This window comes from Roseomonas sp. SRI_022 (assembly GCF_057586215.1).
This window is the reverse complement of sequence record NZ_JBYCZL010000003.1, coordinates 185,169-211,851: the sequence shown is the minus strand read 5'-3', so window position 1 is coordinate 211,851 and position 26,683 is coordinate 185,169. Positions and strand designations below refer to the sequence as shown.

The following is a 26,683-nucleotide window of genomic DNA, read 5'->3' as shown; positions in this document are numbered from 1 at the left end:
GGCCTTCACCCCGGCGGTGTCAGCCGAAGGCGCCGACCTCATGGCTGATCACCGCCGAGCATTCCCGCACCAGTCCGAAGATCGTCGCCATCGGCCCGAAGATCGCCGCATGCTCCGCGGCATAGGAGGCCCCTTCGCGCGGCCCGGCCGGCTCCCCGAAATCGAGCCCGCTCGACGGGTCGGGCGCGGCGGGGAAGATCTCGGCCAGCAGGTCCAGCACCGGCGGCACGTCCAGTTGCAGCAGTCGCGCGATCAGTGAATCCCGCGTCGCGCCGTGGCGCGGGCTGAAGTCGGGCAGCGTGACGGCCAGCAGCCAGAGCCGCTGCACCAGGCAGAGCCGCAGCGCATGCGCCAGCACCAGCCGGTCCGGCATCACCGGCAAGTCGGGCCACGCCGCGCGCAGCGCCTGGTGGTCCGCTTGCAGCCGCCGGAACATGCGCCGCGTTGCGGGCGAGAGGGCGAGCCGCTCCAGCGCCTCGGCAACCGCCGTCAGCGCCTCCCGCCGTCCCGGCCGCCGGGTGAAGCCGGCGCGATCCAGCCAGGGCGATGGATCCAGCATATCCACCACCGCCCGCAGCACGCCGAGGTCGCTGCACGCCTGTGCCCGCACCGCCATGGCGAGCGCGCGCGCGAAGCGCGGCGAACTCGCCGAGAGGTGCGCGAAGGCTTCCGGATGCGCCACTGCCGCCGCGCCCAGCCCGTGCAGGGTGTTCGCGAGCCAGCCCACCTGGTGCAGGATCGCGTTGTTCGGAATGGCACGCAGTTGCGACGGGTGGCTGATCCTCGCCGGCCCGCCCAGATCGGTCTGCCGCGCGGCCGGGCGAGAGCCCGTCCGGTCCAGCAGGCCCGGCCCGAAGGCGCCCAGCAGCGCGGCGTAGCCCGGGTCTTCCACCAGCGCGGCCATCTCGCGGCGGATGGTGGCAAAAAAGTCGGCACCGTAATCGGCCTCGGCATAGATCGGGTCGGCGGGTTCCACCCCCGGCGCCAGCGCGTGTTCCGCGATGCGCGCGACCGTCGCGAGCGCGAGCCGATCCGTGCCGAACAGCAGATAGCCGTCGCCGCCCTGGAAGGCCGCCTCCTCGCGCAGCGTCAGCCCGGCGGCGGCGAGCGCCCCGCGCGCGGCCGCCGGTGAGAGATAGGCGAAGCGGTCGGCAAGGCTCGACGGATGCCCGCCGCGGCCGATGCTCTCGCCATGCGTGTCGAACAGCACCAGCTCGATGCCATGCAGCCCGTGCCGCCGCATCTGCTCGGCGAGCCGGATCTTCAGCCGCTCGGCAAGATACGACGCCGCCAGTTGCCCGACATACCGTCCGGAATCCGAATAGCCGAATTGCAGGCAGAGCCGCCCGTGGCCCCGCAGGTAGTCGCGGAAATGCGGGCTGCGCAGCGCCTCCTCCAGCACGCGCTCGCCACGCTCCAGCGCATCGGCTGTCTCGAACAGCGGGGAGATCTCGATCCGGTCGGCGATGCCGAAACGCCTCGCCAGCCACAGCGCGGCGAGCAGCGTGTAGCCGGTCTCGGTTTCCGCAATCAGGAAGCGCACCGGCTGGCTGCCATCGATATGCTTCAGCACCTGCGCGACCGTCATCATCAGCCGCACAGCGGAAGCCTGCTCGGCGAGGATCGCGCCGGTATCCACCGGCACCGGCTTCACCGCGGCGAGCGCGGCATTCACATGCGCGAGCAGGCCGCGCCGCCCCGCACGGTCCTCCACCGGCACCGCGATGCCGAGGCGCTGGCGCAGCGCGTTGTGGATCTGCACCGCGTTGAGCCGCACATGCGTATGCGCCAGCGCCAGCCCATGCGCGGCGAGCCCCGCCCGCTGCACTGCCAGGGCCTGGCGCGTGGCAACATCGGGCGCCGCCTCCATCGCCGCCGGGAACAACGCGAGCAACGGCTCGGGCGAGGTCAGCGCCGTCTCCCGCCCCTGAACCAGGCGCAGTGCGAAGGCGCGGGCGCTCTCGGCCGTGACCCTGGCCGGCACGGCATCCTCCTGTGCCGCGACTTCCGCCACCGCCTCCCGCGCCAGCGCGACGATCGGCGCGGCGCAGGCGCCGAGCGGTTCCAGCCGATCCGCCAGCCGTGCGAGTTGCAGCCGCTTCATGCGCAGCCGCAGGCGCAGCGTGTCGTTCCAGCCGATATCCGTGCGCCCATCCGTGTCGTAGCCGACCCAGGAGGTGAGGATTACCGGCCGCGGCAGCAGCGCCAGGGCGCGTTCGCCCCAGACCGCGCATCCCGCCTCGAACAACGCCGCCGACAGCGCATCCAGCGCATCCCGCCCGCGCGCGATCGCCGCGGCGGCCTGGGCGAATTCCTCCTCGAGCGTCACCGGCGCCGGGCGATGCGACAGGCCCTCGGGCGGCGTTGCACCGCCGGCGGCCTCGGCCAGCGCAGTGCCGGTGGCGAGCGGCATGGAGAAGGTCGGATGCGCGGTGAAAACCGCGGCGAAGCGCGTGCGTTCAACCGCCTCGCGGAAGGCGGCGAAGGGAACGGGGCTGTCCTCGGGGTCGGGGCGCACCAACCGCGCGGCGACGGTGGCAAGTGCCGCCGCGTCGTCGCCCATGCCGGCATAGGCGGCGAGACGCGCCGCGCGATCCTGCGCCGCGCCCTGCGCCATACGCGCGATCAGCGCCGACAGCGCCTCGGTCGTGACGCGCCCTTCATCCATCGCGCGGCTGAGATCGAGCGCGACGAGCAGCACGGGATCGCCGAAGGGATCGGCCGCCGCGGCTTCGCGCGCCGCGCGCAGGCGGGCCAGCAATTCGGCGAGAAGGTCGGGCGGCGCGGCGTCATCCATGCCTGCATGCTGCACCCGCGAAGTCACCGCTGGCGAGTCGGAAACGCGCCGGCCGTGCCGTTGCCGGGCCGGGATGCGCATGCGAGCCTTTTGGGTGCTGCGCCACGCGCGGCGGGAGGAGTCCGGATGAAGCCCAGATCGATCGTGCGGCGTCGCGCGCTGCTGGCCGGCGGCGCGGGTCTCGCGGCGCCGCGCTATCTCTCCGCACAGGGCACCTGGCCGAACAAGCCGGTGCGCATGGTGGTGCCCTACGGCGCCGGCAACCTTGCCGACCACGTCGCCCGCGTGCTGGCGGAGGATCTGCAGCAGCGCTGGGGCCAGCGCGTCGTCGCCGATAACCAGCCGGGCGCCGGTGGTGCGATCGGCGTGCAGCAGGTCGCCCGCGCGGCGCCGGACGGCTACACCATCGGGCTGGTGGCGATGGCCGCACTGACCATCACGCCGCACATGTCGCGCGCGCCCTATGATCCGCTGCGCGACCTGACGCCGGTCGCCGGGGTCACGGTCGCCGCGGGCGCGCTGACGCTGCGCAGTGAACTCGGCATCACGACGCTGCCGGATTTCGTCACGGCCGCGCGGGCGCGGCCTGCGGCTGACCCCTTCTTCTACTATTCGGCCGGCAACGGCACCGTGCCGCATCTGAACTTCGAGATCCTGCGCCGGACGCTCGACTTCCCAGCGCAGCATGTCCCCTATCGCACCAGCCCGGCAGGGTTGGCTGACCTGCTGGCCGGGCGCGTGCAGGCGACGATGGACAGCTTCTCGGTGGTGCTGCCGGCGATCCGCGCGGGCACGTTGCGCGCCGTGGTGGCCACGCAGCGCAGCCGCATGCCGGAATTGCCCGAGGTGCCCTCGATCGCCGAGGTCGCCCCGCAGGTGGAATTCGCCCATGCTTGGCAGGCGGTGATGGGCCCCGCCGGACTGCCCGGCGAGATCACCGCGCGCATCGCCGCCGACACCAAGGCGGCACTGGCCGTGCCCGGCTTCGCCGCGCGCATGCCCGCCGGCGCGGGGCTGTTCGACCTGGGACCTCAGGCACTGTCCGAGACGATGCGCCGCGACCACGCGCGCTTCGGCGCGCTGGTGGCTGAACTTGGCCTGCGATCGGAGTGATGGAATGACCCGCTACAGCGTGACGCGACTGACCGGCAACCCGATCATCCGCCCGGGGATGGATGCGCGCATGGGTGCCAACATCCAGGGACCGTCGGTGATCCGCGTGCCCGATTGGGTGAAGGACCGGCTTGGCCGCTACTACTGCTACTTCGCCGACCATAAGGGCGACTACATCCGCCTGGCTTATGCCGATGCACCGGAAGGGCCATGGCGGGTGCATGGGCCGGGCAGCCTCGCCCTGCCCGACAGCCTGTTTCCGACGACACCGCCTGTGGTGCCCAAGGATGTGGCGTCCGGCGACCGCCTGCCCGGCCGCGCGCCGGAAGGCACGCCCGGCATCCCGGACCCGATGGAGGATGCGACTCACCCGCACATCGCCTCCCCCGACGTGCATGTGGACGAGGCCAACCGGCGCATCGTGATGTATTTCCACGGCCTCGCGGATTTCCGCACGCAGCGTAGCCGCGTGGCGCTGTCGGAGGACGGGCTTCGTTTCCAGGCGCTGCCGGAATTGCTTGGACCGTCCTACTTCCGCGTGTTCCGCCATGGCGGCTGGACCTATGCGCTCGCCATGCCGGGCATCGTCTTCCGGTCGCGGCATGGGCTGACGGGGTTCGAACGCGGGCCGACCCTGTTCCCCGGCACCCAGCGCCACACCGCGTTGCGGCTGCGCGGCGATACGCTGGAGGTGTTCTGGACCCGCGTCGGCGATACGCCGGAAAGCATCCTGCTCTCCACCATCGACCTGTCGGGCGACTGGATGTCCTGGCGCGCCGAGGGCGAAGTCGTGGTGCTGCGCCCTGAGACGGCGTGGGAAGGTGCCGGCCTGCCGCTCGAACGATCCTGGCGCGGAGCGATCAACGCGCCGGCGAACCAGCTTCGCGACCCCTGCATCCTGGAGGATGAAGGCCGCGTGCTGCTGTTCTATGCGGTGCAGGGCGAGGCCGGGATCGCAGTGGCCGAGTTGCGGGACGCCTGAACGCGGCATTGCGCGGCGGCGGCGCAGCGGTCATCGTCCCGGCGCCGTATCGGAGTGCCGCATCATGCGTCGCCGCGCCCTGCCCGCAGCCCTGGCCGCAACCGCCGCACCCGCCTTCGCCCAGGCCCTGGTCAGCGATGCCGCGCTGGACGACGCCGCGCGCACGCTTGTCGCGCTGCCGGGCCAGACCGCGCTGCTGCTGGAAGCCGAGGGACCGAAGGGCCGCATCCGCATCGCGCATCGGGACGGCGAGCCGGTCTTCGTCGGCAGCGTGGTCAAGACCTTCATCCTCGCCGCCTATCTGAAGGCCGTGGAGGAAGGACGGCTGTCGCTGACCGAGCAACTGCCCGTCGATGACGAGGTCCGTTCGCCGGTCAGCCCGGTGTTCGGCGCCCTGACCGGCACCGCGCCGGCGGTGGTCGCGCTGGAGGCGATGATCACCCACAGCGACAACACCGCCACCGACATGGCGATCCGCCGCGTCACGCCGGCGGCGGTCCGCGCGCTGATCGCGGCCCGCGGATTGGCCGGAACACGCATTCCTGATTCGACGCGCATCATGGTCTCGGCGCTGGCCGGCGCGCCGCCCGGGGTGGATCTCGGCTGGGCCGGCATCCAGGCGCTGGAGCGCGGCGCGCCGATGCCCTCTCCGCGCACACCCATCAACGATGTCTCGACGATGGTCAGCACGGGGCGGGACATGGTGGCCTGGTATGACTTCGTGCTGGCCGGCCGGCTTTTCGCGAAGCCCGAGACGCTTGCGACCTTCAAGCGCATCCAATCCATGGCGACTGCCATGCCGGAGGTCGCACCGCCCGATGTCATCGCCTATGGCAAGGGCGGCAGCATCACCTGGGAGCAGGCGCAGGCCATGGCGGTGGCCGGGCAGATGGTCGGCGGGCCGGTCCGGGCGACGTTCTTCCATGGTGTGAACTGGACCGGCGATGCGACCTCCATGCCCCGCGTCGCCGCCACGGCCATCGAGCAGTTCCGTATCATGCTGGCCCGCACGCTGGCCGTGCTGGGCTGACGGGGCGCTCGACAAGACCGCCGCAACCGGTGATTCTCGGCGCCAAATCCAACCGAGGGAACCCCATGACCCTGCTTGAAAGCCTGAAGGGCCGCCTGCGCCTGCCGCTGATCGGCTCGCCGCTCTTCATCATCTCGGTGCCGGACCTGGTGGCGGCGCAATGCACCTCCGGCGTGATCGGGTCGATGCCCTCGCTCAACGCCCGGCCGGTGGAACAGCTCGACGAATGGCTGGGCGAGATCCAGGAGCGCCTTGCCGCGCATGATGCCGCGCATCCGGACCGGCCCGCCGCCCCGTTCGCCATCAACCTTATCGTCCACCGGTCGAACGACCGGCTGGAGCAGGACCTCGCGCTGTGCGTGAAGCACAAGGTGCCGCTGATCATCAGCAGCCTCGGCGCGCGACCGGAGGTGAATGACGCGGTCCATTCCTATGGCGGGCACATCATCCACGACGTGATCAACCAGACCTTCGCCCACAAGGCGATCGAGAAGGGCGCGGACGGGCTGGTGCTGGTCGCCGCCGGCGCCGGCGGGCATGCCGGCGCACAATCCCCGTTCGCCATGCTGCAGGAGACACGCGCCTGGTTCGACGGGCCGGTGGCGCTGTCGGGTGCGATGGCGCATGGGCGCTCGATCCTGGCGGCCGAGGCGATGGGTGCGGACTTCGCCTATATGGGCAGCGCCTTCATCGCCACCACCGAGGCCCGCGCGGTCGAGGACTACAAGACGATGATCGTCGCCAGCGCGGCGGAGGACATCGTCTACACGAACCTCATCACCGGCGTGCACGGCAACTACCTGAAGCCCTCGCTGCGCGCCGCCGGGCTGAACCCGGACGACCTCGGCGGCGTCGAGGGGTCGCAGATGAATTTCGGAACCGAGCGCAAGCGGAAGTGGAAGGACATCTGGGGCGCCGGCCAGTCGGTCAGCGGCGTGAAGGAGATTGTCCCGGCGGCGGCGCTGATCGACCGGCTGGCGACGGAATACGCGGCGGCGCGGCAGAAGATCGGCGCGGGGTCGCCGCTGGTGAATGCGGGCTGGGGGCGGCGCGCGGCGGCGTAGGACACCGACGTGGCCGCCACGTCCGTCACGGCTGCCGGGATCGCTGGAACCAGGCCTTGAAGCCGGTCGCGCCAAGCCGCGGGCTCTCGCCGGGCACCAGCGAGCGATCGTCCAGCAGCGCGCCGAAGTACAGCGCGCGCGGGTCGCTCACCACGTCTCGCCCATCGCCCGTCGCGCGCAGGTAGCGCGCGACGAGGCCACTGAGCGGCATTCGCTCCGGCCCGGCGATCTCGATCATGCCATTGGCCGGCGCGGCGAGCGCGGTCTCGGCCATAAAAGCCGCGACATCGTCGGAGGCGATCGGCTGCACGGCGGCCGATGACAGTCGTACCGCACCGCCCTCGACGCCCGACTTGGCGATGCCGCCGAGGAACTCGAAGAACTGGGTCGAACGAACGATGGTGTAGGGCAGGCCCGAGGCTTCGATCAGCGCTTCCTGCGCCAGCTTCCCGCGGAAATAGCCGCTCTGCTGAAGCCGTTCGGTGCCCACGACCGACAGGGCGACATGATGCGCGATCCCGGCCGCCGTGCCCGCCGCGAGCAGGTTGCGCCCGGAGATGGTGAAGAAGTCGAGCACCGCCTGATCCGCGAAGGAGGGCGAATTCGCCAGGTCGAGGACGACCCGCGCACCAGCCAGCGCCTCGGCCAGGCCCTGCCCCGTGATGGTGTCGACCCCGGTATTGGGCGAGGCGGCGACGACCTCGTGCCCTGCCGCCCTGAGCAGCCGGACGGTCTTGGAGCCGATCAGCCCCGTGCCGCCAATGATCACGATCTTCATGGTGATGGTCCCTGATGCTTCCGCGCGGTCCGATCGGCGCGCTTCGCCATCAGGACGACGCAGCGGTCTCGGTTGTGACATTGCGATGCACGCGCTGTGAAACGCCTCAGAGGCAGGCCGCGCCTGTGACCTGGATCGCTATCAGCGGCATGGGTCCGAGCCGTATGCCGTCGCATCGAACATTCGCAAACCGAAGGCACCGATGTACGACATCCTGAACATGGCAAGAATTGCCGACGACGTTTACAGCGACGCGGCGAATTCCGGCATGCTGCGTGACTGGCACACCAGCCAGATCCAGGACCTGTACGAGAACGACAACTTCCGCGCACGCGTCTATTGGAAGGGCTCGGGCCACAACATCGCCTGCGTCTGCTTCCGCGGCACGGCGAATGCGAAGGATGCCATCGCGGCGGATCTCGGCGGCATCGGCATGGGGCTGAATGCGCTTGCGATGAAACTGAACGACGCGGTGGATTTCACCGCGGGCATCGCTCGCAAGGCGGAGGTGACCTGGCTGACCGGGCATTCGCTCGGCGGTGCCTTCGTACAGATGGTCGGTGCGATCCTCGGCCTGCCCGGCGTGACCTGGAACGCGCCCGGGGCGCTGGCGCTGGTCAATCAGCTCTCCTCGAACCCGATCCGCGCGGCGGTCGGTGGGGCGGGTTCGGCCGGGGTCAGCTTCCTCGCGAGCCTCGGCACGCTTGGCGTGGGCGGTGCGCTGATCACCGCGCTGAACCAGGCGGTCGCGGCGACCGGGTCGGACGCCTTCGCGCCCATCGCGAATTTCCGCGGCAACTGGGATCCGGTCAGCCTGTTCGGCAGCCATGTCGGCATGCCGTTGCAGACGATCGCCTGCCCGACGCAGTCGCCGCACCCGCACAGCATGGTGCCGATCATCCAGGCGCTCGAAACCCGCTGACCCGGCGGAACCGGAGGGGCGCAGCCCCTCCGGCAATGTTCAGAGCCCGCGCAGCGCCTCGCAGATCCGCTCCACCTGCGCATCCGTCAGTTCCGGATACATCGGGATGCTCAGCACTTCCTCCGCGGCGCGCGCCGTCTCCGCGCAACCGGCGGGGCCGAGCGCCGCGCGGTCCTTGTAGGCGGGCTGCAGATGCACCGGCACGGGGTAGTGGATGCCCGTGCCGATCCCCTGCGCCTTGAAGTACGCCTGCGCCTCCGCGCGGTTCGCGCAGCGCAGCACATACTGGTGGAAGACATGCTCCGCGCCGGGGCGGCGGATCGGTGCCTCGATCGGCCCGCCGGCGAGTGCGGCGTCATAGGCCGCCGCGATCGCCTGCCGGCGCGCATTGCCGGCATCGAGCGCGGTCAGCTTCACCCGCAGGATCGCCGCCTGCACCTCATCGAGGCGGGAATTCACGCCGACCATCGCGCTGACGTAGCGGTCCTTCCAGCCATACTGCCGAATCGCCGCGATGCGGTCGGCGAGTTCGACATCGTTGGTCGCCAGCACGCCGCCATCGCCAAGCGCGCCGAGGTTCTTCGTCGGATACAGGCTGAAGGCAGCCGCGGTGCCGAGCGTGCCGAGCCGCGCATTGTCCAACGTCGCGCCATGGCATTGCGCGCAATCCTCGATCAACGGGATGCCGGCTTCCTGCGTCGCCGCCAGCATCGGCCGGAGGTCGCAGGCCTGGCCATAGATATGGACGGGGATCACCGCCTTGATCGGCGGCAGGCCCGGCGGCGGCTCGTCCAGCACCGAGACGAGTTCGTCCGCGTCCATGGTGTAGGTGTCGGGGTCGATGTCGAGCAGCAGCGGCGTGGCACCCACCATCTCAACGGCCGCCACGGTGGCGACCGCGGTGTGGGAGACGGTGGCGACCGTCATGCCCGGGCCGATGCCCAAGCCCCGCAGGATCAGCGCGATTGCATCCGTGCCGTTGGCGCAGCCGACCGCGCGGTTCAGCCCGAGCCAGGCGGCGAATTCGGTCTCGAAGGCAGCGCCTTCCTTGCCGAGGATGTACCAGCCGGATTCCAGCGCGCGAGCGACGGCCGCATCGATCTCGGCCTTCTGGGCGCGGTATCCGGCGCCGGGGTCGGCCTGGGGGATGGTGGCAATGGTGGGCGCGTTCATGGGCTGTCTGCCTTACAGGTAGTCGGCGAGGCGCGGACGATACCACGCGAGGGAGCGGCGCAACCCCTCATCGAGGTCCACCCTGGGCTCCCAGCCGGAAGCGTTGCGGAAGGCGCGATCGTCGGCGGCATAGGAGCCGATGTCGATGGGCGCGCGGTCGGCGGGGAATTCGCGGGTCTCGAAGGACCCCTTCCCGCCATTGGCGGCGATCAGCCGATTGGCGAGGTCGAGCAGCGAGGTCGGCGGGCTGCCGCCGAGGTTGAACACCTGCCCGGCCAGCGCGGGTTCGGCCGCCTTCTCGGCGGCGATGAGGAAGGCATCGGTGACGTCCTCGGCATAGGTCAGGTCGCGAAGTTGCTCGCCGCCCCAGACCTCGAAGGGCTCGCCTTCCAGCACGCGGCGGATCCAGATGCCTAGGAAGGTCTGCCGCGCGTCGCGGATGCGCAGCCGAGGACCATAGCAATTGGTCAGGCGCAGCGAGACGACGGGACGGTGATGCACGCGCTGTTCGAGCAGCCAGTACTGCTCGCCCGCCCATTTCGACACGCCATTGGCGTCGGGCGGGTTGACCGGATGCAGCTCATCGACCGGCAGGGCGCGCGGGCGGCCATAGAACTGGCGCGTGGAGGCATGAACGACGGTGGCCTTGGGTGCTGCCTCCCGCATCACGCCGATCAGCCGCACCTGGGCGACGGCGTTGATGGCGATGTCGGCCACCGGGTCCTTCTGCCCGCCCATGTGCGAGGTCTGGGCGGCCATGTTGAACAGCACGTCCACGCCGTCGCAGAGCGAATGCAGCTCGGTGTCGCGGATATCGCCGCGCACCAGCAGCACGCCGGCGCCTTCGAGGTTGCGTGCCGAGGCGCCGCCATCGGGCATCATGGCATCGAGCGCGGTCACCCGCGCGCCAAGATGCGCCAGCGCATGGCACAGGTTCGAACCGAGAAAGCCCGCCCCGCCCGTCACCAGCACGCGGCGGCCGCGCCAGAATGTCGCATCGATCATCGGTCAGCCTTCCAGGAAGCGGTCCGCATTCTGCCTTGGAATGCGGCGGAATGAGGCCGGCACGGCGGCGGAGTTGCGCACACCCTATTCACCGCCCGGACCGGGCCGGCGGTGGGGTCCCTCCCCGCCCAGCACGCGCCGCGTGCGCATGATCTCGGCGAAGCCGAACAGCAGAAGCAACTGGCCCGCCACCACCTGCACCGAGGCCAGCAGCCGGATGCCGTCGTCATGCGGCGTGACGTCGCCGTAGCCGACCGTCGCTTGGGTCACCAGGCTGAAATAGAGCGCATCGGGGAAGGGCAGCGGCAGCGGCCCCTGCGGCCCGTGGAACAGCGGATGCAGCGAAAGCCCCTGCGCGATCCGGTAGAAGCAGGCGAAAACCACCACCAGCATGACGTACATCGCGAGGAAGGCGATCATCGGCACCAGCATCCGCCCGGCCCGCCCGGCGAGTTCCTGGGTGATCAGCGCCATGTCGGTCAGCAGCAGCACGACCCCGCCGACCGAGCTCGCGATGATGATCGAGATGATGGCCATCGCACCGATCAGTGCCGTGCCCTGGTCGAAGACCGGCAGGCGGTTCACCGGCAGGGCCAGGGAGAAGACGCCGATCGCCCAGATCGGCATCAGCCAGCGCGCCATGCGCGGCAGGTGGTCGAGGTCGAAGGGCCGCTCCGCCTCGGCCACCAGGCGCAGCTTGCCGCGCCGCCACCACACGGCGACCAGGAAGGCGCCGACCGGCATCAGGAAGGCCGGCGCGCGGGACCAGGACGGCGCCTCGGGGAAAGCGGCGCGGCCCATGACGGTGAACAGGCAGGCGTAGACCGCGAGCCCCGCGCTGATGCCGAAGGCCGCGTGCATGCCGTGCGGGAACAACAGGTAGAGCGTCCCGAGCCCCAACGCGGCGACGCCGATCACCAGGTAGGGAAAGGGCGAATCCTGGTCCGCCACGCCACCAGCCACGAGAAGCCCGAAGCCGAGCGTCATCACGACCGACCGCAGCCAGCCCATCGGCGGGCGATAGGGATCCGGCGCCGTGGTCACCGAGACGCAAGCGCGACGCCGGTGATCTCCACCTTCCAGGCGGGATCGACCAGCGGCGCCTGGATGGTCATGCGCGCGGGCTTGTGGCCGCGGTCGAGCCAGGCATCCCAGGCGCGGTTCATCGCCGGCGCGTCCTTGATGTCCGCCAGCACGATCTGGATGCTGACCAGGGCGCGCTTGTCGGTGCCGGCCTCGGCCAGCAGGGCGTCGATCTGGCGCAGGATGTCGGCGGTCTGGCCCTCGGCATCCGCAGTCGCGTCGTCGGCGACCTGGCCGGCCAGCCAGATCATGCCGCCCGCCACAACCGCGCCGGAAAGGCGCTGCTCCTCTGCCAACCTGCGGATCGCCATGGTTCGATTTCCTTTCCCGCCGCCGTCTCGTCCATAAGCGGCGGAGGAGGTTCATCCCATGCGGCCGATTCTCGCCAAATTCATTCTGGTCAACCGGTGGCTCGCGGCGGTGTTCCTGCTCGGCCTGACGGTGGCGCTCGGCCTGTTCGCGGCGCGCTTCGTCGCCAAGGTGGTGAAGTTCGGCAGCGGCGTCTTCTCCTCGCCCGAGGACCAGGCGCTGCTCGACCTGCTGCATCTGCTGGACTGGACGCTGGTCGCCTCGCTGGTGGTGATGGTGATCCTGGCGTCCTGGGACAGCCTGGTCTCCCCCTTCGACCCGGAAAGCCGGGCGGGTGGGATGTCGTGGATCCGTAAGCTCGACCCGGGGAACCTCAAGGTGAAGCTGGCGGGGTCGATCGTGGCGATCTCCTCGATCCAGCTGCTGCAGATGTTCATGCGCGGCGATGGCTATTCGGACCGCACGCTCGGCTGGGCGATGGGGCTGCACGGGCTGTTCCTAATCGGGGCGGTGGCGCTGGCGCTGACCGACCGCATCACGGCAGGGACCCGCCCGGCGGGGAAGGAATAGGTCCCGGCCGCCACTGACCGGCGACTGTCACAGGCTGTCGCAAAATCGCGACTCAATGGAATCTGTTACTGGTTCAACTTAACATGGCGTATGAAGATCAGGCTCGATGGCCCGTGCCGGCCCCGCGGTTTCTCTCCGTCAAAACGCGGAAATCTATCCAAATAGTTGATGTTTTGTCTTGTTGTTCTCCTGATGGTTGCTATTGATTCGCCTATAAGTTGATTAACGGGGCGAAATTTCCTTCCATGAGTGAAATCCGTGCATCGCTGCGTCGTCCCAGGCGGCTCGACAATGTCGTCCGCGACCGGCTGAAGACCTGGCCACAGCACCCACCGGGCGCCGGCAGCCTGGGCGCGGAAGGCGCCTGGCTGCGGGCCCGCCCCTGCGACGGCGAACCCGTGGCCCAGCCCTACCTCAAAATCCCGGGCTCAGACCGCATGCGGACCATCCCCGACGGCCTCTGGCTGCATTTCGGCGGCTCCCCGGACGACCCCTATGCGGACATCCTCTGCATCGAGGCCTGCTCCACCTTCCAGAACCTCCTCGACAAGCGGTCGCGCTTCGCGCCGTCCACGATCTCGCTGCTGGCGCATTGCCCGCTCGCCTGGCTGCTGGCGCCGCTGCAGGCGAACGATCCGACGCCGCGCTGGCGCATCATCCCCTTCCTCGCCACAGAACCGGTCGCGGGCTTCAGCCTGCCGGTGCGCGACCTGCGCGTGCTCTACGGCCTGCAGCGCGACCACTATGATGGCTTCGCTCGCCACCAGGTGCCGCATCCGCACGAATACTTCTGCCCGATGGAGGCCCTGACGGCGCATGAGGGTCACGCCAACCCGGCGATGCGCTCGCTGCTGGCGCGGGCCTGCGCCGCCTCGGCCTTCATGGTTCCGCCCTGAAACGCGGCAGCGCTGCCCCGATCGCGGGCAAGGATGGCGCGGCCGCATCCGAAAACCGCACCGGCCGGATGCGGCGCCGCTTGCGCGCCCGCCCGCGGATGCCGCACAGAGCGGCATCGCCGGCGAGATCGCCGCACAGGGAGACGCAGACATGGTCCTTGTCCTCAATCGTCGATCCGCGCTGCTCGCGGCCGGCGGCCTTCTCGCCGCCCCGCGCCTCGGCCACGCCCAGGCGACCCGCGTGCGGATGACGCTCGACTGGGCCTTCCAGGCGCCCAACGCCTTCGCCCTGGTGGCGCGGGAGAAAGGGTATTTCCGCGCCGCCGGCCTCGATGTGACGGTCGATCGTGGCCAGGGATCGGGCGGCGTGCCGGTGGCACTCGCCGGTGGTGCCTACGATTTCGGCTATGCCGACCTGAACCCGGCGATCCGCTTCATGGCGGAGAACCCGGACCGCGGCATCGTCGCCGTCGCCATCCTGCACGACCGCAGCCCGCTCTGCGCCATCGTGCGCGCCGATGGGCCGATCCGCGCGCCGAAGGACCTGGAAGGCAAGCGGCTCGCAGCACCCGAATTCGACGCCGGGCGGCAGTTGTTCCCCGCCTTCGCGAAGGCCGCGGGCATCGATGCCTCGAAGGTCACCTTCCTGTCCGTCACCCCCGCGCTGCGCGAACCCATGCTGGTCCGCCGCGAGGCCGATGGCGTGACGGGCTTCGTCACCACCTCCGCACTGGCGCTGAAGGGCATCGGGCTCGGCCTGAACCAGCAGCGGACCATGATGTATTACGACCACGGCCTCGACCTGTATGGCGGCGCCCTGCTGACCACGCGCGGCTACCTGGAACGCAATCCGGACGCGGTGCGCGGCATGGTCGCGTCCCTGACCAAGGCTTTCATCGAGACGGTGCGCAACGGGCAGGAGATGCTCGACATCCTCAAGCGCGTCGAACCGCTGACCGATGTGCCGCTGGAACGCGAGCGCCACGAACTGAACGTCGAGAAGGTGATCATGAGCGCGAATGTCCGCGCCAACGGCATCTCCTCGGTCGATCCGGCACGGCTGCAGACCGGCATCCGGCAGGTGGAGGAGGCCTACAACCTCGCGCCGCGGCTGCAGGGGACGCAGATCTATACGGCGGACTTCCTGCCGCCGGCGGCGGATCGGCGGGTCTGATCCCGGAGGGGCATTGCCCCTCCGGACCTCCCCACCAGGGGGCAGCGGCCCCCTGGACCGCGGGGAATTGGCGCCCTCACGGCACGGCGCGTGCCAGGAACATCCGCATGACCCAACCCTTCGTGCAGATCGACGGCGTCGCCATGCGCTATGGCGGCGTCGAGGGGACACTGGCCCTCCGGCAGGCCAGCCTCGATGTCGGGGATGGCGAATTCGTCGCGGTGGTCGGGCCCTCGGGCTGCGGCAAGTCCACCCTGATGCGCCTGGTCACCGGACTGTGGCCGCCGACCGAGGGCACCGTCATCGTCGATGGCAGGGAAGTGGACGGGCCTTTGTCGATCGCCGGCATGGCCTTCCAGAATCCGACCCTGCTGCCCTGGCGCAACATCCTCGACAACGTGATGCTGCCGCTGGAGGTGGTGCAGCCGCACCGGCGGCAACTCCGCGCCCAGCGCGGCACCTATGAACGCAAGGCCCGCGACCTGCTGAAGCTGGTTGGCCTGGAAGGCTTCGAAGCGAAGTTCCCCTGGCAGTTGTCAGGCGGCATGCAGCAGCGCGCATCCCTCTGCCGCGCCCTGGTCCACGATCCCCGCCTGCTGATGCTCGACGAACCCTTCGGCGCGCTCGACGTCTTCACGCGGGAGGATCTGTGGGACGTCATGCAGGCGGTCTGGCTCGCCAGGAAGCCGACCGTGATCCTGGTGACGCACGACCTGAAGGAGGCGGTCTATCTCGCAGACCGGGTGCTGATCATGTCCTCCCGCCCCGGGCGCATCATCGCCGAGCGGCATGTCCCCTACCCGCGCCCGCGCCGCCTGGAACAGACCTATGAGGCTGAGTTCCAGGCCATCGTCCACGAACTCCGCGACCGCATCAGCGATGCCCGAAAGGGGGAAGATGCCGATGTCCGCTAGGTCCGCCCGTTCAGCCGAGGCGCTTGCCGAAGCCGCGCGCCGCCGCCGCCGGCTGGAGAACGCGCTGCCCTGGCTGGTGACCATCGGCATGTTCGCGATCTGGGAGATGCTGGTCCACGTCTTCGACATCCCACCCTTCATCCTGCCGGCGCCGAGCGCGATCGCCGAGAGCATGGTGAAGTGGTGGCAGCCGCTGCTGTCCAATTCCTGGGCGACGCTGGTGACTACCTTCGTCGGCTTCATCATGGCGGTCGGCTTCGGCCTGGCGCTCGGCGTGGCGATCGGGTCCTCGGTGCTGGTGTATCGCGGGCTGTATCCGTTGCTGATCGCCTTCAACTCCGTGCCCAAGGTGGCGGTGGTGCCGATCCTGGTGATCTGGTTCGGCGCCGGCTTCTGGCCCGCCGTGCTGACCGCCTTCCTGATCTCCTTCTTCCCCATCGTGGTTAATGTGGCGACTGGCATCGCGACGGTGGAACCGGAACTGCGCGACGTGCTGCGCGCGCTCGGCGCCCGGCCGATCGACATCATCACCAAGGTCGGGCTGCCGCGGGCGATGCCCTATTTCTTCGCCTCGCTGAAGGTTGCGATCACCGTCGCCTTCGTGGGGTCCATCATCAGCGAGACGGTCGCGGCGAATGAGGGCATCGGGCACCTGATGCTGGTGGCATCCTCTCGCTTCGACGTCCCGCTGGTCTTCGCCGGGCTGATCGTGACGGGGGTGATGGGGGTGCTGATGTATTGGGTGGCAGTGACGATCGAGGAACGCACCACCGGTTGGGCGACGCGCGGGCAGAACGACCCGCGCCTCGCGACGGGCGGATGATGCCCGGCGCCATCCGCCTGGGGATGCTGACGCCGTCCTCGAATACGGTGCTGGAGCCCGCGACTGCTTCCCTGCTCGCGAATGCGCCACATATCACCGCGCATTTCCAGCGGCTGCGCGTTCTGTCCATCAGTTTGGAAGGTGGTTCGACCGGCCAGTTCGATGTCGCTCCCATGGTCGCGGCAGCGGAGATGCTGGCGGATGCCAAGGTGCATGTGCTGTGCTGGAACGGCACATCCGGCGCCTGGCTCGGGCTCGATGCCGATCGCGCGGTCTGCGCCGCGATCACGGCGGCGACGGGCATTCCCTGCACCACGGCGACGCTCGCCCTGCACGACGCGCTGCGTGCGCTGGGGGCGAAGCGGGTGGGGCTGGTGACGCCCTATCTCGCCTCGGTGCAGGCGGCGATCCTCGCCAACCTGCGTGCAGAGGGTTTCGCCACTGCCGGCGAGCGCCACCTCGAGGATCCCGGCAACTACTCCTTCGCCGATCACGCGCCCGACCTGGTCACGCGGCTGGTGGGTGAGGTCGCGGCGGAAGGCTGCGACGCCATCGCGATCCACTGCACGAATTTCCGGGGCCTCGATGCGGCGGCGGCCGTGCCTGACGTGCCCGTGCTGGATTCCGTCGCCGTCGCGCTATGGGGCGCGCTGCGTGCCGCCGGCGTGGACCCCGCGACGGTCCCCGCGCTCGGCGTGCTGGCGCGCCTTCGATAGGCGCGCGCCAGTTTCCGGCATTTCAAAGCGCACTGCACTTTGGCGGGGTGGCTTGGAGGGGCGGCGCCCCTCCAACCTTCCTATCGTCCCGTCCCTTCGGCCGTGCGGATCGCCGCCGGCCCGCCATTCACTCCGATGCGCTGCCCGGTGTCGCGCAGCCGCCCGTTCTCGAACCGGAACACGGCAAGGTTCCGGTCCGCCATGTTCTGCACGACGATCATCCGCCCGTCGCGGGAGAAGGCGATGCCTTGCGCCCAGGCGCCGACCGGCGCGCGGGCTACTTCCTGCAGGCGTCCGCGCTCGATGCGCAGGATGACGAGTTGCGCCTGCCCGCGCAGCGGGTCGCCATCGGGCCGTGCCGACCCGTTGTGGATCGTCACTGCGACGTGGCGATTGTCGGGGCTGACCTGGATGCCTTCGGGCGTCGCCCCGACGCTGATCGTGTCCGCGGTCAGGAAGGGTTCGCGCTGCAGGTTGATGAGCGAGACGGTGTCCGCGTCACCGCTGCCGCGCCCCACATTGGCCGCCACCGCCCAGCGCCCATCGGCGGTCAGGCCCATGCCATAGGGCCGGATGCCGACGGTGATGTCGCGGTTCGTCTTGGTGACCGTCTCGCCATCCACGTTCAGAACCGAGACGAAGGACGCTGCCGCATCGTCGCGCGTCACCAGCGCACGCCGCCCGTCCCTCGTGAACTGCACATGCGCGGGCGAGGAGGTGGCGTTGCCGATCGTCACCGTCGAGACGGGCGCGAGCGCGCCATTGGCGAAGCGGAAGACGCTGACCGTGCCGGCATTGCGGTTGGCGACCAGCACCAGGTTGCCTGAGCGGTTGATCGACACGCCTGAGGGGCCGAGGCCGGCTTCGACCGTCTGCGTCACGCGCGGCGGCGTCGCGCGCAGGTCGAGGACCTGGACGCGGTTGTCCGGCACCGTCTTGGTCGGATCGGCCGGGTCGATGCGCTCGGCGGAAGTCAGGATGGCGTAGCGCTCATCGGGGCTGATTGCGACCGAGGTCGGCGGCCCGACGACGGAATGGGACAGCGCGACCTCGGCCAGGACGCGCGGCGCGCGGCCGGACAGGTCCATGATCGTCGCGGTGTCGGCCGGCGCGTTCTGCACCACCGTGTTCACGCCGTTCACCAGCCGGCGCTTGTTGTCGTTGCCCGACACCGCGATCTGCGCCGCGGCGGGCAAGGCGATGGCAAGGGCGAACAGCATCGCGCAGCCGCCGAGCAGCCTGGACTTCATGCATTCCTCCCGATCCGTTTGAACCCCGGACGAAACATGTTCGGCCCGCCGGCCATGAATCTGCAAGCATTGGTTGCATCGGCGCGGCCGCTTTGGCATGCCCTGGTTCGGGGGCAAGTGGCGGCTATCGGGGGCGCGGAGAGGTTCGATGATCGGTATCGATTGGGGCACGTCGGGCCTGCGCGCCTATCGCTTCGCGCCGGATGGGGAACTCGTTGGCCGGCGCCACACGCCACGCGGTATCCTGACCGTGGGACCCGGCGAATTCCCGGACACGCTGCGCGCCTTCGTGGGCGATTGGATCCGTGACGGCGAGACCCGCGTGCTGATGTGCGGCATGGTCGGCAGCCGCCAGGGCTGGCTCGAAGCACCCTACCTGCACTGCCCCGCGGGCCTCGACGGCCTGGCCGCCGCGGCCGTCACGGTGCCCTTCCCCGACGCTGATGTGCGCGTGCTGCCGGGTCTGTCCTGCCGCGACCGTCACGGCGTGCCCGAGGTGATGCGCGGCGAGGAGACGCAGATGCTGGGTGCGGCGCTCGGCGCGGAGGAAGCGACGATCTGCCTTCCCGGCAGCCATTCCAAATGGGCGCGGCTCCGCGATGGCTGCGTACTGGATTTCTCCACCCACTTCACCGGGGAGGCCTTCGCCGCACTGTCGGCGCACACCATCCTTGCGCGCATGCTGGATGCCGCCGCGCCGCACCATCCCGGCGGCTTCGCGCGCGGCGTGGCGCGGGCGAAGCAGGGTGGCGGGCTGCTGCGCCACCTGTTCGGCCTCCGCGCCTCCGCCCTGTTCGACGAGATGCAGGAGGAAGAGGCGGCCTCCTACCTCTCCGGCCTGCTGATCGGGCATGAGGTCGCCGCCGCGCTGGAGGACGGCGTGGCGCCGCCGGTGCTGCTGATCGGCACCGAGGCACTGGCGGCGCGCTATGCCACGGCACTCGACGCCTTCGGCGTGCCGCACCGCAAGGCCGACCCGGACGCCGCCGCGCACGGCCTGTGGCGCGTCGGGGCGCGCTTGCCATGAGCCTCGCGCCCTGGCTCGATGCCTGCCCCGTCGTCGCCATCCTGCGCGGCATCCGGCCGGAGGAGGTGGAGGCGGTGGGCGCCGCGCTGCTCGCCGAGGGGCTGACCATCCTCGAGGTGCCGCTGAATTCACCCAGCCCGCTTGAAAGCATCCGCCGGCTTCACGCGGCCTTCGGGGACCGAACCCTGGTCGGCGCGGGCACCGTGACGAATGAGGACGAGGTCGCCGCCATCACCCGTGCCGGCGCGAAGCTGATGGTCACCCCGCATTGCGACCCGGCGCTGGTGCTGGCGGCGCGCGCACGCGGATTGATCGCCTGTCCCGGTTTCTTCACCCCCGGCGAGGCCTTCGCCCTGCTCGCCGCCGGCGCCGATGCGCTGAAGCTGTTCCCGGCCGAGGCGGCAAGCCCCGCCGTGCTGCGCGCGCTGCTCGCCGTGCTGCCGAAGGGGACCGCGGTGCTGCCGGTGGGCGGCGTCGGGGCGGACACGATTCCGGCCTGGAAGGCGGCCGGCGCGGCCGGCTTCGGCGTCGGTTCCTCGCTCTACAAGCCGGGCGACAGCGCCGCGGCGGTGGGGCAGAAGGCACGCGCGCTGCGCCTCGCACTCGACGCGGCTTGAAAGCCGGCCCGTTTCGCTTGAACGTGGCGGCGAACCGGGGGCTCAATCCCGGCAAGGCTTGCACTGGGGAAACGATCCGATGCTTCACCGCCGCCTGCTGCTGACGGGTGCGGCCTTCGCCACACCCGCGCTGTTGACCCCCCGCCGCGCCGCGGCGCAGGAGGTGACGCTGCGGCTGCACCACTTCCTGCCTGCCGTGTCCAACGTGCATCGCCACTTCGTGGTGCCCTGGACCAACAAGGTGCGGGAGGAATCGGGCGGCCGACTGCGCATCCAGGTGTTCCCCTCGATGCAACTCGGCGGGGCGCCGCCGCAGCTCTACGACCAGGTGAAGGATGGCGTCGCGGACATCGTCTGGACGTTGCCCGGATACACCCCAGGCCGCTTCCCACGCATCGAGGTGATCGAGCTGCCCTTCATCGCCCATCGCCGCGCGAGCGTGAATGCGAAGGTGACCTGGGAGCTGTTCGACCGGCACATGCGCAGCGAGTTCTCCGAGGTGCACATCCTGACCGCCTGGGCGCATGACCAGGGGCTGATCCACGCCAAGCGCGACGTGAAGACGATGGAGGACCTGCGCGGCCTGAAGCTGCGCTTCCCGACGCGGCAGGCGGGCGAGGCGCTGAAGGCGCTGGGTGCAACCCCCATCGGCATGCCGGTGCCGCAGGTGCCCGAGGCGATGTCCCAGGGTGTGATCGATGGTGCCGTGGTGCCGTGGGAGGTGGTTCCCTCGATCCGCCTGCAGGAGATGGCGCGCTACCACATCGGCATCCCGGGCAGCCCGACCCTCTATTCGGCATCCTTCATCCTGGCGATGAACCCGGCGCGCTATGCCGGCCTGCCGGACGACCTGAAGCGCGTGATCGACGCCAATTCCGGCGCGGCGGCGGCCGAGATGGCCGCGAAGGTTTGGGACGAGGAAGGCCCGAAGGTCGAGGAGGTCGCGCGCCGCCGCGGCAATTCGATCAGCGAGATCAGCGAGGCGGAGAAGGCCCGCTGGGTCACCACCACGGCGCCGGTCACCCAGGCCTGGATCGCGCAGATGCGCGAACGCAACATCGACGGCGGCGCGCTGGTCGAGGAGACGCGCGCCCTCGTCGCCCGCTACGGGCAGGGCGTGTCCTGACAAACCCGAACTCCTGTGTAGTTCGGGTCTGGCGTTGTCCCGCGCGCAGCCGCCACACCAACCCTGCGCGCGGTAAACCCGGATTCCTTCAGCATCCGGTTTTACCGGCCAACCGCCCGGCATGACCCAGCCCGCGCCGCCGGCAGGGCCCGTCGCCCGGCTCGCTTCCGCCTTCGCGGTGGTGGGTGGGATCGTGCTGCTTGCCGTTGCCTTCATGGTCGGCGCGTCGGTGCTGCTGCGCTGGCTGTTCGGCCAGCCGATCACCGGCGATGTCGAGATGGTGCAGGTCGGCGGCGGCCTCGCGGTGCTGGGCTTCCTCGCCTATGGCACGCTGATGCGGGCGAACATCTTCGTGGACAGCTTCACCACCAGGCTGCCGCAGCGGCTCAACCAGGCGATCGACGGGTTCTGGAACCTGGTCTGGGGCATCACCGCGCTGGTGCTGGCCGAACGCATGGCGGTCGGCGCAATGGAGGCCTTCGGCAATCAAACCACCACCATGGGGCTGCTCGGCATTCCCATCTGGTGGTCGATCGGCATCGGCGCAGCGTGCTTCGCGATGACCGGCCTCACCGCGCTGTCCTGGACCGGGCGCCTGATGCGCGGGCGTGGTTGAATGGCCGAGGAATTCATCATCGCCGGCGTGGGCTTCGCGGCGCTGCTGGGGCTGCTGGCGCTGCGCTGCCCGATCGGACTGGCCATGCTGGTGGTGGGCTGCGCGGGATACGCGCACATCGTCGATACGACGCGGCTGCTGGCGTATCTGAAGTCCACGCCCTTCTTCCTGTTCGCCAACTACACGCTGTCAGTCATCCCCCTGTTCATCCTGATGGGGGCGCTGGCCGAACGTGGCGGGCTGGCGCGGGACCTGTTCGTCGCGGCGAATGCGCTGATCGGGCACAAGCGCGGTGGCCTCGCCATGGCGGTGATCGGCGCCTGCGCCGGGTTCGGGGCCGTGTGCGGATCGTCGGTGGCAACCACCGCGACCTTCGGCCGCGCCGCACTGCCGGAACTGCGCCGCTATGGCGCGCAGCCTGGCTTCGCGACCGGGACCATCGCGGTCGGCGGGGTGCTCGGCATCCTGATCCCGCCCTCGGTCGTCCTCGTCATCTATGCCATCAGCACCGAGCAGAACATCGCCAAGCTGTTCATGGCCGCGCTGATACCGGGGCTGATGGCGACGGCCTTCTACATCCTGACCATCGCGGTGGTGGTGCGGCGCCGGCCCGAATTGTGCCCCGCCGGCCCGCGCGTGCCGGCCGAGGAACGGCGCGAGGCGCTGCTGAACGTCATCCCCGTGCTGTCGATCGCCGTGGTGGTGGTGGGCGGCATCTATGGCGGCATCTTCACACCGACGGAGAGTGCAGCCATCGGCTGCGCCGCGACGCTGATCGTGGGCCTGGCGCGACGCACCCTCAGCCCGCCCGCCGTCATCGCGGCGCTGAAGGCCACCGCCGAGACCACGGCGATGATCTTCGCCATCCTGCTCGGGGCCGAGGTGTTCAACGCCTTCCTCGCCCTGTCGCAGGCGCCGGACCTGCTGGCGGTGTGGGTGGCGGAGCAGGGCTTCCCGCCGCTCGGCGTGCTCTGCGCCTTCCTGTTCGTCTACATCGTGCTCGGCGCGGTGATGGACGAGCTGGCGATGATGCTGCTGACGCTGCCGGTGTTCTTCCCGGTGATCACCGCGCTCGATTTCGGCCTGACCACCGAGGAGACGGCGATCTGGTTCGGCATCCTGGTGCTGATCGTGGTCGGCATCGGGCTGACGGCGCCGCCGATCGGGCTGAATGTCTTCGTCGTCTCCGGGCTCGCGCGGGATGTGCCGATCGGGGCGACCTATGGCGGGGTCCTGCCCTATCTGGCGACGGATTTCATCCGGCTCGGGCTGTGCGTCGCCTTCCCCTGGCTGTCGCTGGTGCTGGTGCGGCTGCTGAGTTGAGCCGCACGCCGCACCCTGTGCGCGCTACGGTGCCGGCGCCGGGACCGTGTCCCCCGCCCGCTGCGGCGGCAGCTTGATCGCCAGGGCGCGGAACCGCCCGGTCGTCGCGCGCGATCCCGCATGCGCCGTCCCGCGCGGGATGAGGATGAGGTCGCCAGGCTTCACCTGCACTTCGCGGTCGCCGAGCCAGAACGAGCCCTCACCCTGCAGGATGAGCTGAATCTCATTCGCATCGGCATGGTAGTGCCGCGCCACATTGCCGCTCTGCACCGAGACGGTGCCGTCCGGCGTCGCGGCGAGCAGCCGGCTGCGCAGGTCGGTGTTGGGCACGAGGTTGCCGATCTCCTCATCCGTCATGCTGAACAGGTTGATGATCTGCGGCGTCAGCGGTGGCGGCCCTGACTGCGCCTCGGCCTGCGGCACGAGCCGGTTGGCGAGCAACCCGGCGGCGAAGGCCGCCGCGAAACCGGCGCAGAGGAGCGGGACGCGCATCGTGTGAGCCATGGAGCGTTTCCTTCGGGTTCGTTCCCGACCCGATCATTGGCCCCGCACGTCCCGCAGGCAATCCGCTTCCCGCACCTGGCGAAATTATCGTTCCTACATGCTAACAATCGCCTATTGTCGGTCCGGACCAAATGGGATCACGCGATGAGCGACAATCTCAGCACCTTCAGCGAGACGGCGAAGTCGCTGTCGCGCAATCCGCTCGGCATCATCGCGCTGTTCATCGTGCTGGTGTACGGCATGGCCGCACTCGTGCTCGGGGTTGCCGCGAATGGGCTCGGCGCCTTCGAGCGCGTGCTGCTCGTGCTCTTCCTCGTGGCCTTCCCGCCCGGCGTGCTGTGGGTGTTCCGCGACCTGGTGATGAACCACACCGGCAAGCTCTACAGCCCGGCGGATTTCAAGGAGGAGAAGAACTTCATGGAGGTGGTGGCCGCGCTGGCCGCCGCGGCCGGCCGTGCCGAGGCAACCCCCGGCCAGCCGGCCGCCGCGCCGCCAGATCCGGCCCGGCTGTTCACCGCCGCCCGGATGGCCACCGCCGCCACCCGGACCGCGACCCGCGTCCCCAAGGTGCTGTGGGTCGACGATCGTCCCGCCAACAATGTGCATGAGCGCCGGGCAATGGAAGCCGCGGGCATGTCGGTGCAGACCGCGCTGACGACGGAGGAAGGGCTGACGCGCGCGGCGGCCGATCGCTTCGATGTCATCGTCTCCGACATGCGGCGCCCGGAAGGCGCGCAGGCGGGCTACGACCTGCTGAAGGCGCTGCGCGCCCGCGACGACGCGACACCCTTCATCATCTATGCCGGCCCAGCCACCGCCGCGCAGCGGGAGGAAGCGACGACCCTCGGTGCGGCGGGTCGCGCCACCAGCGCGAATGAACTGCTGGAACTGGTGACCAAGGCCCTGCCGGGCTGATCCCGCAGCACCGGGGTTGCGGCGCCGGCCCGGGCCACGCAAAGGTGCGCCCGCCATCACGGAGCCACGCCCATGAAGACCCGCGCCGCCGTCGCCTGGAAAGCCGGAGCCCCGCTGACCATCGAGACCATCGACATCGGCGACCCGAAGCCGGGCGAGGTGCTGGTCGAGGTGATGGCCACCGGAATCTGCCACACCGATGCCTACACGCTGTCGGGTGCTGATCCGGAAGGGTTGTTCCCGGCGGTGCTGGGCCATGAAGGTGCCGGCATCGTGCGCGAGGTCGGCGCCGGGGTGACCACGCTGAAGCCCGGCGATCACGTCATTCCGCTCTACACGCCGGAATGCCGGCAGTGCAAAACCTGCCTGTCGCAGCGGTCGAACCTGTGCACGTCGATCCGCGCGACGCAGGGCAAGGGCGTGATGCCGGACGGCACGTCCCGCTTCTCCTGCGACCAGGGGACCGTGTTCCACTATATGGGCTGCTCCACCTTCGCGAACTTCACCATCCTGCCCGAGATCGCGCTCGCGAAGGTCCGGCAGGACGCCCCCTTCGACAAGATCTGCTACATCGGCTGCGGCGTGACGACAGGCATCGGTGCCGTCATCAACACGGCGAAGGTGTGGCCCGGCGCCAATGTCGCGGTGTTCGGCCTCGGCGGCATCGGGCTGAACGTGCTGCAGGCCGCGCGCATGGTGGGGGCCGACAAGATCATCGGCGTCGATCTGAATCCCGCGCGTGAGGAGATGGCGCGGAAATTCGGCATGACGCATTTCGTCAACCCGAACGTCGTTGGCACCGACAAGGTGGTGCAGGCGATCCAGGACATCACCGATGGCGGCGCCGATTTCTCCTTCGAATGCATCGGCAACGTCCACGTCATGCGTCAGGCGCTGGAATGCACCCATCGCGGCTGGGGCACCTCCATCATCATCGGCGTCGCCGCATCCGGGCAGGAGATCAGCACCCGCCCCTTCCAACTGGTGACCGGGCGCAACTGGTGCGGCACCGCCTTCGGCGGCGCGCGTGGCCGCACCGACGTGCCGAAGATCGTCGACTGGTACATGGACGGCAAGATCGAGATCGACAGCCTGATCACCCACACCATGCCGCTCGATCAGATCAACACCGCCTTCGACCTGATGCACGAAGGCAAATCGATCCGCTCGGTCGTCATCTACTGATCGCCGCGCGTGACCCTGGTCACGCGCTATGCGGCGTTTCAGGCCGTGCCCGCCCGCCGACATGCTACGGTGCTCCCGTCAATCCGGGGGCATCGGAGGTCGGCATGTCCGGCAACATCGCACTGCTCCACCAGCCCGGCGATTTTCGGTCCTGGGTGCAGTTGTCGCCCTATCTCTATCCCTTCTGCCTGCGCGAATTGCGCTACCGCATCGGCCTGGCGCGGCAAGGTGTCGAAGTCATCGAGGTCTGGGCACCGATCGACGCACCGCGCATCGCGGTCGCGATCGACCGGCGCAGCCTCTACATGTTCGGCCTGCGCGCCCTGCCGGGCGGTCCGTGGATCGTCTTCCGCGACTATGACCGTCCGGCCGACCCGCCCGGCGCGCCCGTGATCGAGATCGACGAGGAGCTGAACTATTCGGTGCTGCTCGGCGCCGATCCCTCGGCGATCGCGATGCCGCCGGTGCAGTTGCTGTCGCTCGCCGCCGACTTTGGGCGCAGCCGCACCAGCCCGCGCCAGCTGCAGTCGATCGTCGCGCTGATGTTCCTGGTCTCCGAGGCGCTGCGCTTCGATTCCGTCATGCTCGCCGGCATGCGCTACTTCGACCAAGGCTTCCTGCCGGTCGGCGAGTTGCTGGAAACGGTACAGGATTGGGCGGGCGCGACGCAGCGTGGGGAGGGCGATGTGCTGATGGCGCATCTCGGCTGAACCGGGGCTTGCGCGGCGCCCCGCACATGGCTTGATGCGCCCAAAGCCATGAAGGAGCGCC

The 26,683-nt window shown here is 69.7% G+C and carries 27 protein-coding genes; 19 read left to right on the top strand and 8 right to left on the bottom strand.

Going from position 1 to position 26,683, the window contains the following annotated elements; translation table 11 throughout:
• Positions 1–19: 19 nt before the first annotated feature.
• Positions 20–2,797 carry a phosphoenolpyruvate carboxylase gene (locus tag AC2YHJ_RS04255; protein WP_487394183.1) on the bottom strand — a complete coding sequence of 926 codons (2,778 nt, stop codon included), beginning with the start codon at positions 2,795–2,797 and terminating at the stop codon, positions 20–22.
• A gap of 126 nt (positions 2,798–2,923) precedes the next feature.
• On the opposite strand from AC2YHJ_RS04255, the gene AC2YHJ_RS04250 reads away from it, so the two are divergent.
• The 4 genes from AC2YHJ_RS04250 (at position 2,924) to AC2YHJ_RS04235 (ending at position 6,986) form a co-directional block, all read left to right on the top strand.
• Entirely contained in the window at positions 2,924–3,910 is a 987-nt protein-coding gene (locus AC2YHJ_RS04250; RefSeq protein WP_487394182.1) for a Bug family tripartite tricarboxylate transporter substrate binding protein, read from the top strand.
• 4 nt (positions 3,911–3,914) lie between these two features.
• Positions 3,915–4,892 carry a hypothetical protein gene (locus AC2YHJ_RS04245; RefSeq protein WP_487394181.1) on the top strand — a complete coding sequence of 326 codons (978 nt, stop codon included), beginning with the start codon at positions 3,915–3,917 and terminating at the stop codon, positions 4,890–4,892.
• Between the two features lie 64 nt (positions 4,893–4,956).
• A complete protein-coding gene (locus AC2YHJ_RS04240) occupies positions 4,957–5,922 on the top strand; it encodes a serine hydrolase (RefSeq protein WP_487394179.1) in 966 nt (321 codons plus the stop codon).
• Between the two features lie 65 nt (positions 5,923–5,987).
• Complete coding sequence (locus AC2YHJ_RS04235) at positions 5,988–6,986, top strand: NAD(P)H-dependent flavin oxidoreductase (protein ID WP_487394177.1); 999 nt, start codon at positions 5,988–5,990, stop codon at positions 6,984–6,986.
• A 25-nt stretch (positions 6,987–7,011) separates the two neighbouring features.
• On the opposite strand, the gene AC2YHJ_RS04230 is transcribed toward AC2YHJ_RS04235, so the two are convergent.
• Positions 7,012–7,764, bottom strand: a complete 753-nt coding sequence (locus AC2YHJ_RS04230) for an SDR family oxidoreductase (protein ID WP_487394176.1) — start codon at positions 7,762–7,764, stop codon at positions 7,012–7,014.
• 202 nt (positions 7,765–7,966) lie between these two features.
• On the opposite strand from AC2YHJ_RS04230, the gene AC2YHJ_RS04225 reads away from it, so the two are divergent.
• On the top strand, positions 7,967–8,686 hold the full coding sequence (locus AC2YHJ_RS04225; protein ID WP_487394174.1) for a Tle-like phospholipase domain-containing protein: 720 nt from the start codon (positions 7,967–7,969) through the stop codon (positions 8,684–8,686).
• 39 nt (positions 8,687–8,725) lie between these two features.
• Here AC2YHJ_RS04225 and AC2YHJ_RS04220 read toward each other — a convergent pair whose 3' ends face one another.
• The 4 genes from AC2YHJ_RS04220 to AC2YHJ_RS04205 form a co-directional block, all read right to left on the bottom strand.
• Positions 8,726–9,859 (bottom strand): DegT/DnrJ/EryC1/StrS family aminotransferase, encoded by a 1,134-nt coding sequence (locus tag AC2YHJ_RS04220; protein WP_487394172.1) that lies wholly within the window; start codon positions 9,857–9,859, stop codon positions 8,726–8,728.
• Positions 9,860–9,871: 12 nt separating this feature from the next.
• The gene (locus tag AC2YHJ_RS04215) at positions 9,872–10,864 is read right to left on the bottom strand and encodes an NAD-dependent epimerase/dehydratase family protein (RefSeq protein ID WP_487394171.1); all 993 of its coding nucleotides are present in this window, start codon (positions 10,862–10,864) and stop codon (positions 9,872–9,874) included.
• A gap of 84 nt (positions 10,865–10,948) precedes the next feature.
• Entirely contained in the window at positions 10,949–11,908 is a 960-nt protein-coding gene (locus AC2YHJ_RS04210) for a potassium channel family protein (RefSeq protein WP_487394169.1), read from the bottom strand.
• Positions 11,905–12,258 carry a RidA family protein gene (locus AC2YHJ_RS04205; RefSeq protein WP_487394167.1) on the bottom strand — a complete coding sequence of 118 codons (354 nt, stop codon included), beginning with the start codon at positions 12,256–12,258 and terminating at the stop codon, positions 11,905–11,907. Before AC2YHJ_RS04205 ends, AC2YHJ_RS04210 begins: the two co-directional genes overlap by 4 nt.
• Before the next feature lie 58 nt (positions 12,259–12,316).
• Between AC2YHJ_RS04205 and AC2YHJ_RS04200 the strand changes: the two genes are divergently transcribed.
• The 6 genes from AC2YHJ_RS04200 to AC2YHJ_RS04175 all read left to right on the top strand — a co-directional run bounded on the left by AC2YHJ_RS04200 (position 12,317) and on the right by AC2YHJ_RS04175 (position 17,349).
• Positions 12,317–12,826, top strand: coding sequence for a YqhA family protein (locus AC2YHJ_RS04200; protein WP_487394166.1), 510 nt, complete (start codon positions 12,317–12,319; stop codon positions 12,824–12,826).
• Between the two features lie 245 nt (positions 12,827–13,071).
• Positions 13,072–13,722 (top strand): hypothetical protein, encoded by a 651-nt coding sequence (locus AC2YHJ_RS04195; protein ID WP_487394165.1) that lies wholly within the window; start codon positions 13,072–13,074, stop codon positions 13,720–13,722.
• 151 nt (positions 13,723–13,873) lie between these two features.
• Positions 13,874–14,896 carry an ABC transporter substrate-binding protein gene (locus AC2YHJ_RS04190; protein WP_487394164.1) on the top strand — a complete coding sequence of 341 codons (1,023 nt, stop codon included), beginning with the start codon at positions 13,874–13,876 and terminating at the stop codon, positions 14,894–14,896.
• Between the two features lie 107 nt (positions 14,897–15,003).
• Positions 15,004–15,810, top strand: a complete 807-nt coding sequence (locus tag AC2YHJ_RS04185; protein ID WP_487394163.1) for an ABC transporter ATP-binding protein — start codon at positions 15,004–15,006, stop codon at positions 15,808–15,810.
• Positions 15,800–16,633, top strand: coding sequence for an ABC transporter permease (locus tag AC2YHJ_RS04180; protein ID WP_487394162.1), 834 nt, complete (start codon positions 15,800–15,802; stop codon positions 16,631–16,633). The genes AC2YHJ_RS04185 and AC2YHJ_RS04180 overlap by 11 nt, the downstream gene beginning before the upstream one ends.
• Positions 16,630–17,349, top strand: a complete 720-nt coding sequence (locus AC2YHJ_RS04175; RefSeq protein WP_487394160.1) for a maleate cis-trans isomerase family protein — start codon at positions 16,630–16,632, stop codon at positions 17,347–17,349. Before AC2YHJ_RS04180 ends, AC2YHJ_RS04175 begins: the two co-directional genes overlap by 4 nt.
• Positions 17,350–17,429: 80 nt before the next feature.
• Here the strand turns inward: AC2YHJ_RS04175 and AC2YHJ_RS04170 are convergent, their stop codons facing one another.
• Complete coding sequence (locus AC2YHJ_RS04170) at positions 17,430–18,599, bottom strand: lactonase family protein (RefSeq protein ID WP_487394159.1); 1,170 nt, start codon at positions 18,597–18,599, stop codon at positions 17,430–17,432.
• A gap of 148 nt (positions 18,600–18,747) precedes the next feature.
• Between AC2YHJ_RS04170 and AC2YHJ_RS04165 the strand changes: the two genes are divergently transcribed.
• From AC2YHJ_RS04165 to AC2YHJ_RS04145, 5 genes are all read left to right on the top strand, one after another.
• Complete coding sequence (locus tag AC2YHJ_RS04165; protein WP_487394158.1) at positions 18,748–19,626, top strand: 2-dehydro-3-deoxygalactonokinase; 879 nt, start codon at positions 18,748–18,750, stop codon at positions 19,624–19,626.
• Positions 19,623–20,243, top strand: coding sequence for a 2-dehydro-3-deoxy-6-phosphogalactonate aldolase (locus tag AC2YHJ_RS04160; RefSeq protein WP_487394157.1), 621 nt, complete (start codon positions 19,623–19,625; stop codon positions 20,241–20,243). The genes AC2YHJ_RS04165 and AC2YHJ_RS04160 overlap by 4 nt, the downstream gene beginning before the upstream one ends.
• A gap of 79 nt (positions 20,244–20,322) precedes the next feature.
• The gene (locus AC2YHJ_RS04155) at positions 20,323–21,369 is read left to right on the top strand and encodes a TRAP transporter substrate-binding protein (protein ID WP_487394155.1); all 1,047 of its coding nucleotides are present in this window, start codon (positions 20,323–20,325) and stop codon (positions 21,367–21,369) included.
• A gap of 121 nt (positions 21,370–21,490) precedes the next feature.
• Positions 21,491–21,985 carry a TRAP transporter small permease gene (locus AC2YHJ_RS04150; protein ID WP_487394154.1) on the top strand — a complete coding sequence of 165 codons (495 nt, stop codon included), beginning with the start codon at positions 21,491–21,493 and terminating at the stop codon, positions 21,983–21,985.
• Positions 21,986–23,308: a TRAP transporter large permease gene (locus tag AC2YHJ_RS04145; protein ID WP_487394153.1), complete on the top strand. Its 1,323-nt coding sequence runs from the start codon at positions 21,986–21,988 to the stop codon at positions 23,306–23,308. It begins immediately after the preceding gene.
• 24 nt (positions 23,309–23,332) lie between these two features.
• Here the strand turns inward: AC2YHJ_RS04145 and AC2YHJ_RS04140 are convergent, their stop codons facing one another.
• Positions 23,333–23,812 (bottom strand): cupin domain-containing protein, encoded by a 480-nt coding sequence (locus AC2YHJ_RS04140; protein ID WP_487394152.1) that lies wholly within the window; start codon positions 23,810–23,812, stop codon positions 23,333–23,335.
• Positions 23,813–23,956: 144 nt separating this feature from the next.
• Here AC2YHJ_RS04140 and AC2YHJ_RS04135 point away from each other — a divergent pair, with 144 nt between their 5' ends.
• The 3 genes from AC2YHJ_RS04135 (at position 23,957) to AC2YHJ_RS04125 (ending at position 26,622) form a co-directional block, all read left to right on the top strand.
• Positions 23,957–24,727 carry a response regulator gene (locus AC2YHJ_RS04135; protein WP_487394151.1) on the top strand — a complete coding sequence of 257 codons (771 nt, stop codon included), beginning with the start codon at positions 23,957–23,959 and terminating at the stop codon, positions 24,725–24,727.
• A gap of 72 nt (positions 24,728–24,799) precedes the next feature.
• Positions 24,800–25,912 carry an S-(hydroxymethyl)glutathione dehydrogenase/class III alcohol dehydrogenase gene (locus tag AC2YHJ_RS04130; RefSeq protein WP_487394150.1) on the top strand — a complete coding sequence of 371 codons (1,113 nt, stop codon included), beginning with the start codon at positions 24,800–24,802 and terminating at the stop codon, positions 25,910–25,912.
• Between the two features lie 104 nt (positions 25,913–26,016).
• Positions 26,017–26,622 carry a hypothetical protein gene (locus tag AC2YHJ_RS04125; protein ID WP_487394149.1) on the top strand — a complete coding sequence of 202 codons (606 nt, stop codon included), beginning with the start codon at positions 26,017–26,019 and terminating at the stop codon, positions 26,620–26,622.
• Positions 26,623–26,683: the final 61 nt, after the last annotated feature.